Source organism: Natronospirillum sp. (assembly GCF_022565775.1).
Lineage (GTDB): Bacteria > Pseudomonadota > Gammaproteobacteria > Pseudomonadales > Natronospirillaceae > Natronospirillum.
This window is the reverse complement of sequence record NZ_JAIUMC010000010.1, coordinates 1-12,739: the sequence shown is the minus strand read 5'-3', so window position 1 is coordinate 12,739 and position 12,739 is coordinate 1. Positions and strand designations below refer to the sequence as shown.

Here is a 12,739-nt window from a genome sequence, read left to right as displayed (position 1 = left end):
CCAGCGCCCACAACGGAGCCCCATCTGTAGGCCAGGGGCCTTGGCCCCGCTCAAGCACAGGCAAGTCGATACGTCGAACCGCAGCGCCCATAACGTAGGCTCATTTGTAAGCCAGCGGCCTTGGCCGCGCTCAGGGGGCCACAAGCCCCTTCAGAAATGGCGAATGTCGCCGTGCCCCAGGCGCTGCGTAAAACTGCTCAGCCAGGCCTCGCCGACCGACTCGACACTGATCTCGGCATCCGTGAAGCTCTTGAGATGGGTAACGGCCAGCCCCTGGTAACCGCAGGGATTGATGCGCTGAAACGGCGCCAGATCCATGTCGACGTTCAATGCCAGCCCGTGGTATGAGAAGCCGCGACGAATGCGCAGCCCCAGCGAGGCGATCTTGGCCTCTTCTCCCTGCTCGGTTTCCACATACACACCGGGTGCATCCGACTTGGGATAGGCGCTGACACCATACTGTGCCAGCACATCCACCACCGAATGCTCCAGATGATTGACCAGATCGCGCACACCCAGACCAAGGCGGCGGATATCCAGCAGCACGTAGGCGACCAGTTGCCCTGGTCCGTGGTAGGTCACCTGGCCGCCGCGATCCACCTGCACCACCGGAATATCGCCCGGCATCAGCAGGTGCTCAGCCTTGCCCGCCTGCCCCTGTGTGAATACCGGTGGGTGCTCCAGCAACCAGATTTCATCGGCTGAATCCGCACTGCGCTTGTTGGTGTAGGCCTTCATCTGTTCGAAGGTGGGCTCATAGGCCACTGCCCCGAGATGTCTGACCTGCAGCGTTGGTGCGTCTTCCTGTTGCATCAAAGTACCATGCGCACGAAGTCCAGCTTTCTGAGTTCGCTGTTCAGTTGCTGAAGCTGCGCTTCATGCTCCGCGGTAATGAAAATGGTCAGTGAGACAAAACGGCCATTGCGGCTCGGTGATTCGCGCATCGAGTCGCTGAACTCTACCGACAGATCCTGCAGCACAGAGACCACACACTGCCGAAAAGCCGGATCCGCATCACCGACCACCTTGATCGGATAGTCGCGACTGGGGAATTCTATTTCAGGTCGGTTTTGCTGCGTCATGATCCGCTCGTTAACTGAATAGTCCGATAAAGAAGAGGATGATACGGTCCCAAATCCGCTTGAACAGACTGCCCTGCTCAACGGCCGACAGAGCGACCAGGTCGCGCTCGACCAGCAGGTCATCACCGCGCGTCACGCGGATCTGTCCGAGCACATCGCCGACCGCCACTGGCGCTTCCAGTTGGGCGTTGATGTCAAAGGCCGTGCGCACTGTATCGCCGGAGCCTTTGGGGATGGTGATGTAGAGGTCGTCCGCCAGGCCCAGCGAAACGGTATCACTCTGACCGGCCCAGATACGGGACTCTTCCAATTCCCGCTCGCCTTGATGCAACAGCACGCTCTCGAAGTAGCGGAAACCGTAACCGAGCATTTTCTGGGTCTCCTGGAGGCGCGCCTGTTCACTGGCAGTCCCCATGACCACGGTGATCAGCCGCATGTCATCTTCGACGGCAGAGGCCACCAAGCTGTAGCCCGGGTCAGCGGTATAACCGGTTTTCAAGCCGTCGACGGAAGGGTTCTGCCAGAGCAGTCGGTTCCGGTTGGACTGGGTAATATCGGCGTAGGTGAATTCGCGCTCACTGTACCAGCCATAAAACTGGGGATGGTCCTGAATAACGCGCCGCGCCAGCTCCGCCATATCACGCGCTGACGTATAGCCCGGGGGCAAACCGGTCATGGATTCCGGCAACCCGGTCGAATTGCCGAACCAGGTATTGGTCAGCCCCATCTGGTTGCCATACTGATTCATGATCTCGGCAAAGTTTTCCTCGCTGCCGGCGAGATGTTCTGCGATGGCAATGGAGGCGTCGTTACCCGACTGAATCACGATACCGCGCATCAGATCTTCAACGGTGACTTCCGAGTCCACCAGAACAAACATCTTTGAGCCACCGGTGCGCCAGGCCCGCTCGGACACCCTGACCCGATCATCCAGGCTGAGACGACCGGCAGTCAGTTCCACCTCAGCCACATAGGAGGTCATCATCTTGCTCAGGCTGGCGGGCGGGTGCTGGTCGTCCGCATTCCCTTCTATCAGAATCTCGCCACTGTTAGCATCGATCATGATGTAAGACTTGGCCGCGATCGTCGGCGCCGCCGGCACGATCATGCCCTGAGCCATTGCTGTGGAGCAGAGTGACAATGCGACAAGCGCAGCAGTAAAGGTTCTGATCATCTTTCCGTGGAATCCGTCAGGTTGAGGGTCTTTCATTGAATTGTCCGGCGACACGACCTGTGGTCGCGGCTCGGTGAGTATTCTAAGCAATACGGGCCTGCAGGGGCACCCCTGCGCGTGAATCAGGGCCGGATCAGCAATGGTTTGTCATTTCCTTTACTCTGCCACTCTGTCTGCAAGGTTTCTGCACGAGCCCCGGTCAGAGGGCCGACCCGCACACGATGGAAGTCATTGCCCGATTCAACCACTACGTCTTCGTTCAGCTCTCGCGCCAGGGCATCACGAAACTGGTCTGCGGCAGAGCGTTCACGATAGGCACCGAACTGCAGCCAGAAATCAGAGCGTTCTGCAGTCGGGCTGCCACCTGACCCGGGCGTCAAGGCTTCAACACGAACCCGCGCCACGCCCTGCTCGGCAAAACCGAGCCGAATCGCTGCGGCATAAGACATATCGATGATTCTGTTGTCGTGAAACGGCCCCCGATCATTGACCCGGGCCACTACCTCCCGGCCGTTCTCCAGGTTGGTTACCCTGACGAAGGTGGGCAGTGGCAAGGTGGTGTGCGCCGCTGACAGCTTGTACATGTCATAGGTTTCACCGTTGGACGTGGTGTGGCCATGAAACTTTTCGCCGTACCAGGAGGCATAGCCTTCTTCGACATAGCCATCAGCCGAGTCCATGATGACATAGCGCTGGCCAAACAGGGTGTAGTCGGAGTTGCCGCCCCGGCTGCGCGGCTCATGCAGGATCTCAATATCTTCGATGTCCGACTCACTGATCTGAGTGGACGGGCCACGATCCTGGCTCAGCGCGTAGCGCCCGGCATTGGGGCCCGGATCCTGGGTCTCCAGAGCAGAGTAGCCAGCACATCCGGTTAGCAGAAGCAGCATTGCAGCCACTCCGGAAAACAACCCTCGTTTCATCGCCTCAGAATTCCCGACTCAGTTGATACACCGCCATGGCGTAGCTGACGCTGTGATTGTATCGGGTTATAACATAAAAATTCTGAAAACCGTACCAGAACTCGGCACCATTATCGCCTTCGAGGCGCAGCGTGCTGACCATCCGCTCATCTTCCATCGGTCGCACCGGTGACCAGCCGGACTGGCGGCTCTCGGCCAGCGTCATATGCGGCTGGCGTCGGTTGTTGGCCACAATGTCTTCAAAACCGTTGCCTTCCACATGCGCCCGCATGGCCACCGGCCCACCGGTTTCCCAGCGATGCTCGGCCAGATAATTGGCCACACTGCCGATGGCGTCTTCCGGGTTGTTCCAGATATCCCTGCGGCCATCATTGTTGAAATCTATCGCATAGGCGAGATAGCTGCTGGGCATGAATTGCGGCATACCCATGGCGCCGGCATAGGACCCGGTCAATTCGAGGGGGTCGACGCCTTCTTCAGTCACCAGGCGGAAGAAGGCTTTGAGCTCCCGCTGAAAATAGTCACTGCGCGCACTATCCCCAAAGGCGGTGGTACCGATGGCATTCATCACCGGATGATTGCCCGTGATACGACCATAGCGGGTTTCCACACCGATGATGGCGGTGACAATTCGCGGGTCAACACCCAGCTCGTCTTCCACTCGGGCCAGGGTGTCCGCATGTTCTTCCATGAAGTCGCGGCCGCGCTCAACACTCAAGTCGTTGACAAAGATGGGCCGATAATCTGCCCAGGTCGAGGTGCGCTCCCGTGGCGCGGCGATGTTGGTGCGGGTGCTTTCAAGAAATTCACCCTGGCTCAACCAGGCGCGAATCTGCTCCGCATCCAGCCCTTCTTCAGCCAGCTCCAGAACCATGGCTTCGGCTCGCGGGTCGACCAGAAATCCGGTGTCTGCGCTTGCCTGCGTGCCCAATAGCAGGCCAACGCCCACTGCCAATCCCGCTGTCCACTGCTTCATTGCGCACCCCTCGCTGGTAAGGTCGTTGTCGCTGTTATAATTTCTTGTGTGTGGCCACCGACATGATGATGCCGAACGCGGCCAACAGGGTTACCACTGATGTCCCTCCATAGCTGATCAGCGGCAGCGGAACGCCAACCACTGGCAATATGCCGGAAACCATCCCTACATTGACGAATACGTAGACAAAGAAGGTCAGGGTCAATCCACCGGCCAACAGCCTGCCGAAAGTATCCCGCCCGTTGATTGCTATAATCAAGCCGCGCGCGGCAATAGCGAGGTAAAGACACAGTAAGACCACCAGCCCGATAAACCCGAATTCTTCGCCCATGACCGCAACAATGAAGTCGGTATGGCTTTCAGGCAGGAAATTGAGCTGCGATTGCGTGCCCATCAAGTAGCCCTTGCCTTCCCAGCCACCCGAGCCGATCGCCGTCTGCGACTGAATGATGTTCCAGCCAGACCCCAGAGGGTCTTTTTCAGGGTCAAACAGAGTGAGAATGCGCTGTTTCTGATACTCGCGCAGAACCAGCAACCAGAGCGCGGGGAAAGCCGCCACTGCCAGCAAAAGCCCGCCACCGATATACCACCAGCTCATGCCGGCCAGAAACACCACAAACAGGCCACTGGCAATGATCAGCAGGGCTGTTCCGAGATCCGGCTGCTGAACCACCAGAAACGCCGGAATCAGGCACATCACCAGACACACTATGACCTGCCAGAGGTTGGGCGGCAGCTCGCGTCGGGTCAGATACCAGGCCAGCATGGCCGGTGCGCCAAGTTTCATGATCTCGGCAGGCTGAAACATGAACACGCCTCTGATACCCAGCCAGCGCGTAGCCCCCATGGCACCAGTACCGACAAACAGCACCATGATCACGAACACCAGGCCTACCACATAAACCGGCAGACTCCAGAAGCGGATGGTTCTCGGGTCCAGTTGTGCCAGCACAAGAAGCGCGACAAAACCAATGCCAAGCCGGGCAGCCTGGCGCTGCACGTAGTACATTTCGCCAGAAGCGCTGTACAGGGCCACCAGCCCAATGGCCGACAGGGCCGCGATCATCAGCAACAGCGGCACATCCAGATGCAGTCGTTTGGCCCAACCGGAGGTTGGCACCGACAACGCAAGCGCATCAAGCCGCAGGCTCACTGCTGGCCACCAGACTGCGCCAGGGGCGCTTCGAGCAGGTACTGATCGAACATGCGGCGGGCAATCGGCCCAGCCACCCGGCCACCACTGGCACCATTCTCAACCAGCACGGCGACGGCGATTCGGGGATTGTCACGCGGCGCATAGCCGACAAACCAGGCGTGGTCCCGCATGCGCTCGTCCACTTCATCGGAATCATGGTCTTCAAAGTTCTCGATGCTGAACACCTGTGCCGTCCCGGTCTTGCCGACAATCTGGTAATCAATGCCTTGGGCCAGCGATCGGGCCGTGCCTCGGGGACCATGCACCACGCCGACAAGCGCCTCTTCCATACGTTGCCAGTGGTTCGGATTCGACAGCGCCACATCTGGCGGGGGTTCGGGCAGAGCTTCCAGCAGGCTGTCGTCGGAACTGTCTTTCAGCAGCCTGGGTGTAAACCATTCGCCATGCCGTCCCATCACTGCCGTGGCTATGGCCATCTGCATGGGGGTTGTCAGCATGAAGCCCTGCCCGATCCCGAGGTTGACCGTATCGCCGGCATACCAGGAATAACCATGGCGTTCCCGCTTCCATTCCCGGGTCGGGTTGATGCCTCGAGCCGGGTTGTGCACATCCGCCGTGGTGATTCGACCCAGACCGAACTGGTCAAGCATGTCGTGCAGACCTTCAAGTCTTGTGTTGTAGGCCATGTGGTAGAAGAAGGTGTTGCTGCTTTCCTGGATGGCCTGCGCCATGCCGATTTTGGCGCCCCGGCCCTCCGGCCGAATGCGCCAGGTCCAGTCATAGAAAATACGGTCGTCATTCGGCAACTGGAAAAATCCGGGGTCTTCAATCCGCTGATCCCACGAGGTACTGCCGACTTCAAGCCCCGCGAAGCCCAGAAACGGCTTGATGGTCGAAGCAGGGGCATATTGGCCTCGGGTGGCGCGATTCAGGAAAGGCAGGTCGATATCACTCTGCATGGCGGCATAATCCGCCGAGTTGAATCCGACCACAAACTGATTGGCATCAAAGCTGGGACTGCTGACCATGGCCACGATGCCGCCCGTTTCCAGGTCAATGGCCACGGCACCGCCGCGACGCCCATCGAAAGCGTCGTAGGTCGCTTTCTGCAGATCGATGTCCAGATAGAGCTGCAGATCGGCCCCGGGTTCCGGCAGCGTCTGATCCAGTACACGCAGAATCTGCCCGCGGGCATTGATTTCAACGGTCTGAGAACCCGGCTTGCCCAGCAGAGCTTCTTCATAGAAACGTTCGACACCGGACTTGCCGACATACTCGGTGCCCACATAGAGCCGGTTATCCAGGCTGCGACGCTCGGCGCTGTTGATCCGCCCGACATACCCCAGCGCATGCGCAAAAATCTCCCCGTGCGGGTAGCTGCGCATCAGATTGGCTTCGACTTCGACGCCATCCAGAAAATAACGGTTGGTTGCCAGGCGCGCGATTTCTTCTTCATTGAGGCCATTTTTCAGCGGCACCGGAGAAAAAGGCCGGCGCGGACGCTGGCGCTGCTGATGGAAGCGCTGGATGTCATCTTCCGAGAGGTCGACCAGATCCGTGAGCTGTTCCAGCGTGGCATCGAGATCGATCACGCGTTCCAGAACCAGGCTGAGCCGGTGATTGGGCAGGTTCTCCGCCAGCAGGCGGCCCTGACTGTCATAGATCAGGCCTCGATTGGGCGGCAGGGCCTGCAGAGAGATACGGTTGTTGTTGGAACGGGCAACATGGACATCATGAGTGACCACCTGCAGATAGAACAGGCGGGCAGCGAGCAGAACACAGAGCAACGCAATCAGGGAAAACGCCAGCAGGGTCCGGCGGAATACCAGCACCTGCTCTCGCGCATAATCCTGAAAACGTTCAATAGACATGGGTTCAGTCGGTTCTCATACTTGTCACTTGTGGTAAGGATGTCCCTGCAACACCGTCCATGCCCGGTACAACTGCTCGGTTAGCAGGATACGAACCAGAGGGTGCGGCAGCGTCAGGGCCGACAGAGACCACCGCTGTGCGGCCTGCTGTCTTACCCTGTCGTCTACACCATCCGGCCCGCCAATTACCAGCGATACATCTCGGCCTTGCAACTGCCAGGCCTGCACATGGTGTGCCAGTGTGGGCGTGTCCCACGCCTTTCCGGTCACATCCAGTAACACCATATGCCAATCTGAGCGGACTGACTGCAGCAGACGATCCGATTCTTCCGCCATCACCGCAAGCGGGTTTACGTTCCGGCTACGCTTGCCCAGCGGCAATGTGACCCAGTCGGGCTGCAGTTCTCGGGGCAGTCGACGGCTGTATTCCTCCACGCCGGCTTCCACCCACGCCGGCATCTTGCCGGCCACGCTGTGGATACGCAGTTTCATGCCTCAGCCTGATGGCCCCTGGCGAGCTGCATCCGAGGCCTCTGCCTGGCTGGGCGAGGCGCCTGACCAGAGCTGCTCCAGATCATAGAAAGCCCGGGTTTCCGGCAGCATGACATGCACAATCACATCACCATAATCAATCAGCACCCAGTCTGATCCGGGGCTGCCTTCGCGCCCCAGCGGTTCGATGCCGGCACCTGACATGGCCTCGTCAACGCGATCCACCAGCGCCTGCAGATGACGGTTGGAGGTGCCTGAGCCCACCAGCATGAGATCAGCAATGGTGGTCTTGTCTCTCACGTCCAGAACCGTCAGGTTCTGTACTTTCACATCTTCCAGCGCGGCTGTAATGATGGCCTGCATCTGCTCTGTCTTCATTCCACCTCTAATGACGGATATAACCGTTCCTGTTTGATATAGTCTAGTACTCTTCCCGGCACCGTGTCTGCCAGGCTTGCATGCCCGTCCCGAATGTCGGAACTGGCACAGGCCAGCGCCCGCCCTGACAACTCCATGGCTCGGCCACAGGCCTCCTGAGCCAAGGTGCCGCCGTCTCGAGATGACAGCCAGCGCCCGGTAAAGTGCTGCCGCACAGCGGCGGGTAATGCCTCTTCACAGCCAGGTCGCGGCAAAACCAGTATGTGGGCCACGTCGGTCAACTGCTGCCAGCGGGACCAGGTCGGCAACCCCGCCAGTGAATCACTGCCCAGCGCGAACACCAGCGATTTCTTCGGCCCCAGTTCCTGGCGCCAGGCGATCAGTGTATCCAGAGTATAGCAGGGTGCACGGGCATGAATTTCGCGCTGATCGATGCGTACACCGTGCCAGGGCTGCAGCAGGGCCCGCAACATGCCGAGTCTTGCCTCGGGCGAGGCGGTAGCCTTGTCTTTGTGCACGGGTTGCCAGCACGGCAGCAGGTGCACTCTGGCGTCCGGCAGGCGCGCCATCATCAATTCGACAAAGCGCTCGTGCCCCTTGTGGGGAGGATCAAAGGTGCCACCGTATAGAATGTCCATCAGGCTCGCGTGTGGCCATCACCAAACACAACATACTTCTGACTGGTCAGCCCGACCAGCCCGACCGGGCCGCGCGCATGAATCTTGTCGGTGGAAATGCCGATTTCCGCACCCAGACCATATTCGGCGCCGTCGGCAAAGGCGGTAGATGCATTGACCATCACCGAACTGGAGTCCACCTCGGTCAGAAAGCGGCGCGCCAGGGTGAAGTTCTCGGTGACAATGGCGTCGGTATGCTGGGAGCCATAGTGATTGATATGGGCAATGGCCTCATCCGCATCACTGACGATACGCACCGCCAGCACTGGGGCCAGATACTCGGTGGTCCAGTCTTCCGGCGTCGCCGGCAGGCAGTCCGGCAGCAGCGCCCGCGTGCGTTCGCAGCCGCGCAGTTCAACACCTTTTTCTTTGAACATGGGCGCCAGCGTGGTCAGCACCTCGGTGGCCTCGGCATGCACCAACAGGGTCTCCATTGCATTGCACACGCCATAGCGCCGGGTCTTGGCATTGAAGGCGATGGCCACGGCCTTGGCGGCATCCGCCGCTGCGTCAACATACACATGGCAGACGCCGTCCAGATGCTTGATCACCGGTACTCGCGCGTCGCTGGCGATGCGCTCGATCAGCCCCTTGCCACCGCGCGGCACAATCACATCTACATACTCGGGCATGGTGATCAGCGCGCCCACGGCAGCGCGATCGGTGGTTTTGATAATCTGCACCGCATCCGCCGGCAAACCAGCGACTTCAAGACCTGCCTGCACGGCCAGTGCGAGCGCCCGGTTGGAGTTGATGGCTTCCTTGCCACCGCGGAGAATCGCCGCATTGCCTGACTTGAGGCACAGTGCGGTTGCGTCAATGGTGACATTGGGTCGGGATTCGTAAATGATGCCGACAACACCCAGCGGCACCCGCATTTGACCGCGCTGAATGCCGGAGGGTAGATACTCCATGTTGTCGATCTGGCCGACCGGGTCCTGCAGGGTCGCGACCTGGCGCAGACCTTCGACCATGCCCTTGATGCCGTCCGGGGTCAGCGTCAGGCGGTCCAGCAACGCGTCTGACAAGCCGTTGGCCCGCCCTGCGCTGAGGTCCTTTTCATTGGCCGCCAACAGGCTGCCCTCGCTGGCCAGCAAGGCATCCGCGATGGCATGGAGCGCTGAATTCTTTTCCGCAGTCGTGGCGGAGCGCAACCGGGCTGACGCCTGGCGTGCCTGCTGACCCACCTGCTGCATATAGGCCGCAACATCCTGGACTGTCGATTCGGTACCTGTCTGTTCAACCTGTCTCTGTGTACCAACCACTGAAACCATCACCTTTTGCACTGGGTATAAAGTGTTCACGATTATACACCGCGCGCCTCAGGCTCGCATCCATTCATCCAGCATTCGACGCAGAACGACCAGGCGCTGCTGCTGGTCCAGTTCACTGAGCAGCGACTGCTTCTGCACCTCGGTCATGGGCAGCCAGCAACAGAGTTGGTTCAGTAACGGGCCAGGCAGTGTCTGTTCGATGTCCTGCGGTGGCAAGAGGTTGTCCAGCAGCGGGTGCTCTGCCAGTTCGGCCATCACCGCCCGCAGATCGTCAACGGGTTCATCTTCCGGCAACGGGATCGTCTCAGCCGCATGAACCGGCGCACACCAGAGGCCATCATCTTCCTGATGGGCCTGCCCAATCCAGGTCTCTGCCTCTCCTTCCACAGTGATGCCCAGCAGACCACCGCTCAAGGGTTCAAAATCGACGATGCGGCACAGGCAGCCGAGGTCATGAAAGTGCGTGGGGCCGGTGCCGGCGCGAATCACCTCCTGCCCCTTGTCGAGCAGGGTAATCACAAAGCCGGTACCGTCCCGACTGGACTCCGACACCATGCGCAGATAACGGGGCTCGAATATGCGCAACGGCAACCGGCAGCCCGGAAACAGTGGTTGTGACAACGGAAATAGTGGCGTGTAAGACACTCGGTTATTCCTGCTTCGACTTGATGACATTGGTGCAGCCCAGGTAACTAGCCCATTAGCATAGTCAGTCAAAGGGCATTATAGGAGGCGCTTTTCGCAGTCGCATCTATTCCCAGTGAAGCTGCTTCATGTACACTGCGCTACTCAGGCTTCAGGCAAACAGGATGACATCAATGCGGCCGGATGCAAAAGCAGTGGCACCCGTATCATTGAACCTGAAAGGCAGCATGACCGCACACGCGTTGCTTCAGGTGCCCGCCGAGGCAGACCTGCAGTCTGCCTGTCAGGCACTGACCACCCTGCTGGCCGAAGACGGGCCGGCCCTGCAACACACTCCCTGCATACTGGCATTTCCGGAACGCGATCACCTGCCCGACTGGCTGGGCGACTGGGTTGAGCAGCTGCGGGCCGCAGACCTGGTGCCTTTCGCAGTGCAGTGTGGCACGGAGGAAGACCAGCAACTGACACACAGCCTGGGGTTGGCCGACATGCCGGTTCCCGAGCCCTCGTTTCGCCGCCCTCGCCCGGCCCATCAGGCCAGGATGGCGGCGCAGGTGCCACCCATGGTGGTGCGCCAACAGGTCCGTTCAGGCCAGCAGATCTATGCTCAGGGCGGCGACCTGGTGATCATGGCGTCGGTCAGTGCCGGTGCCGAAGTGATGGCAGACGGCCACATTCACATTCATGGTGACCTGCGCGGCCGAGCACTCGCCGGCGTCAAGGGGCATCAGGAGGCGCGCATCTACTGCCGGCGCCTGGATGGCGAACTGGTCGCCATCGCCGGGGTCTACATGATGCAGGAACAGTTTCCGGAGCAGCGGGACCAGGTGGAAGTCAGTCTGGAGAACGACCAACTGGCGATTACCGGCAGCACAGCGCGTTGAAAAACAGCAAAAGGGCCCGACAGTCGGGCCAATCATCAGGAGAAACAGCATTGACCAGAATTATCGTGGTGACCTCCGGCAAGGGAGGCGTCGGCAAAACCACCACCAGTGCCGCGATCAGCATGGGCCTGGCCAAGGCCGGCCACAAGACCGTTGTCATCGATTTTGATATCGGCCTGCGCAACCTGGATATCGTCATGGATTGCGAGCGCCGGGTGGTGTTCGATTTCGTCAATGTCATTCAGGGCGATGCGCGGCTGAACCAGGCACTGATTCGCGACAAGCGGTGCGACAATCTGTCCATACTCCCCGCTTCCCAGACCCGCGACAAGGAGGCCCTGACCCGGGAAGGTGTTGCCGCCGTGCTTGAGGAACTGAGCAAGGATCATGAATACATCATTTGTGACTCGCCGGCCGGCATTGAAGGCGGCGCCATGATGGCGATGTATTTTGCCGATGAGGCCATCGTGGTAACCAACCCGGAGGTCTCCTCGGTGCGCGATTCGGATCGCATCATCGGCCTGCTGCAGAGCAAGAGCCGACGCGCCGAGAACAACGAACCACCGATTCAGGAACATCTGCTGATCAGCCGTTATGACCCGGAACGGGTCGGACGCGGCGACATGCTCAGCATTGAGGATGTCGAGGAGATTCTCGCCAGCCCCCTGATTGGCGTGATCCCGGAAAGCGAAGCAGTGCTGCGCTCCTCCAATCAGGGGGTCCCGGTCATTCTGGATGAAGACAGCCACGCCGGGCAGGCTTATGCCGACGTGGTGGCCCGATTGCGTGGGGAAGACCGCCCGATGCGCTTTACTGAACTGGAACGCAAGAACATCCTGCGCCGGATGTTTGGAGGTTGAGCATGGCTCTGTTCGATTTTTTCAAGGACAAGAATACCGGCGGCACCGCGACCGCCGCCAAGGAACGCCTGAAGGTCATCGTTGCCCATGAGCGGATGCAGCGCAACCAGCCGGATTACCTGCCGGCCATGCAGCAGGAGATCCTGCAGGTGATCCGCAAGTATATTCCGGTGGAATATGACGACGTGAATATTCAGATTGAGCAGGAGGGGCAGGTGTCCGTCCTCGAGTTGAACGTGACGCTGCCGCAGTAGAACAGACCAACATGCTTCGGGCCGCCTGAAGACGGGGAGTACTGACCGCAGACACGCAAAAAACGTCATCCCTGACAGCTCGACTCCGCACAT

Annotated in this window: 15 protein-coding genes; 3 read left to right on the top strand and 12 right to left on the bottom strand. The window is 59.7% G+C overall.

The window, feature by feature from the left end:
• Window positions 1-150 precede the first annotated feature (150 nt).
• The 12 genes from lipB to LAT62_RS03935 form a co-directional block, all read right to left on the bottom strand.
• Window positions 151-813: a lipoyl(octanoyl) transferase LipB gene (gene lipB, locus LAT62_RS03990; protein WP_293379312.1), complete on the bottom strand. Its 663-nt coding sequence runs from the start codon at window positions 811-813 to the stop codon at window positions 151-153.
• Entirely contained in the window at window positions 813-1,082 is a 270-nt protein-coding gene (locus LAT62_RS03985; RefSeq protein WP_293379309.1) for a DUF493 domain-containing protein, read from the bottom strand. Before LAT62_RS03985 ends, lipB begins: the two co-directional genes overlap by 1 nt.
• A gap of 10 nt (window positions 1,083-1,092) precedes the next feature.
• Window positions 1,093-2,292, bottom strand: a complete 1,200-nt coding sequence (locus LAT62_RS03980; RefSeq protein ID WP_293379306.1) for a D-alanyl-D-alanine carboxypeptidase family protein — start codon at window positions 2,290-2,292, stop codon at window positions 1,093-1,095.
• A gap of 86 nt (window positions 2,293-2,378) precedes the next feature.
• Complete coding sequence (locus LAT62_RS03975) at window positions 2,379-3,146, bottom strand: septal ring lytic transglycosylase RlpA family protein (protein WP_293379303.1); 768 nt, start codon at window positions 3,144-3,146, stop codon at window positions 2,379-2,381.
• A 37-nt stretch (window positions 3,147-3,183) separates the two neighbouring features.
• On the bottom strand, window positions 3,184-4,155 hold the full coding sequence (mltB, locus tag LAT62_RS03970; RefSeq protein ID WP_293379300.1) for a lytic murein transglycosylase B: 972 nt from the start codon (window positions 4,153-4,155) through the stop codon (window positions 3,184-3,186).
• A 34-nt stretch (window positions 4,156-4,189) separates the two neighbouring features.
• Window positions 4,190-5,308, bottom strand: coding sequence for a rod shape-determining protein RodA (gene rodA, locus LAT62_RS03965; protein ID WP_367120522.1), 1,119 nt, complete (start codon window positions 5,306-5,308; stop codon window positions 4,190-4,192).
• On the bottom strand, window positions 5,305-7,182 hold the full coding sequence (gene mrdA, locus LAT62_RS03960) for a penicillin-binding protein 2 (protein WP_293379297.1): 1,878 nt from the start codon (window positions 7,180-7,182) through the stop codon (window positions 5,305-5,307). Before mrdA ends, rodA begins: the two co-directional genes overlap by 4 nt.
• A 24-nt stretch (window positions 7,183-7,206) precedes the next feature.
• The gene (rlmH, locus tag LAT62_RS03955; RefSeq protein ID WP_293379294.1) at window positions 7,207-7,674 is read right to left on the bottom strand and encodes a 23S rRNA (pseudouridine(1915)-N(3))-methyltransferase RlmH; all 468 of its coding nucleotides are present in this window, start codon (window positions 7,672-7,674) and stop codon (window positions 7,207-7,209) included.
• A gap of 3 nt (window positions 7,675-7,677) precedes the next feature.
• A complete protein-coding gene (rsfS, locus tag LAT62_RS03950) occupies window positions 7,678-8,052 on the bottom strand; it encodes a ribosome silencing factor (protein WP_293379291.1) in 375 nt (124 codons plus the stop codon).
• The gene (gene nadD / locus LAT62_RS03945; RefSeq protein WP_293379288.1) at window positions 8,049-8,690 is read right to left on the bottom strand and encodes a nicotinate (nicotinamide) nucleotide adenylyltransferase; all 642 of its coding nucleotides are present in this window, start codon (window positions 8,688-8,690) and stop codon (window positions 8,049-8,051) included. The genes rsfS and nadD overlap by 4 nt, the downstream gene beginning before the upstream one ends.
• Window positions 8,690-9,925: a glutamate-5-semialdehyde dehydrogenase gene (locus tag LAT62_RS03940; protein ID WP_293379425.1), complete on the bottom strand. Its 1,236-nt coding sequence runs from the start codon at window positions 9,923-9,925 to the stop codon at window positions 8,690-8,692. The genes nadD and LAT62_RS03940 overlap by 1 nt, the downstream gene beginning before the upstream one ends.
• A gap of 126 nt (window positions 9,926-10,051) precedes the next feature.
• Window positions 10,052-10,648 carry an LON peptidase substrate-binding domain-containing protein gene (locus LAT62_RS03935; protein WP_293379285.1) on the bottom strand — a complete coding sequence of 199 codons (597 nt, stop codon included), beginning with the start codon at window positions 10,646-10,648 and terminating at the stop codon, window positions 10,052-10,054.
• A 128-nt stretch (window positions 10,649-10,776) separates the two neighbouring features.
• Here LAT62_RS03935 and minC point away from each other — a divergent pair, with 128 nt between their 5' ends.
• From minC to minE, 3 genes are read left to right on the top strand one after another with little or no spacing between them, the layout of a single operon-like run.
• Complete coding sequence (gene minC, locus LAT62_RS03930) at window positions 10,777-11,532, top strand: septum site-determining protein MinC (protein ID WP_367120521.1); 756 nt, start codon at window positions 10,777-10,779, stop codon at window positions 11,530-11,532.
• Between the two features lie 50 nt (window positions 11,533-11,582).
• A complete protein-coding gene (minD, locus tag LAT62_RS03925; RefSeq protein ID WP_293379279.1) occupies window positions 11,583-12,392 on the top strand; it encodes a septum site-determining protein MinD in 810 nt (269 codons plus the stop codon).
• A gap of 2 nt (window positions 12,393-12,394) precedes the next feature.
• Complete coding sequence (gene minE, locus LAT62_RS03920; RefSeq protein WP_293379276.1) at window positions 12,395-12,646, top strand: cell division topological specificity factor MinE; 252 nt, start codon at window positions 12,395-12,397, stop codon at window positions 12,644-12,646.
• Window positions 12,647-12,739: the final 93 nt, after the last annotated feature.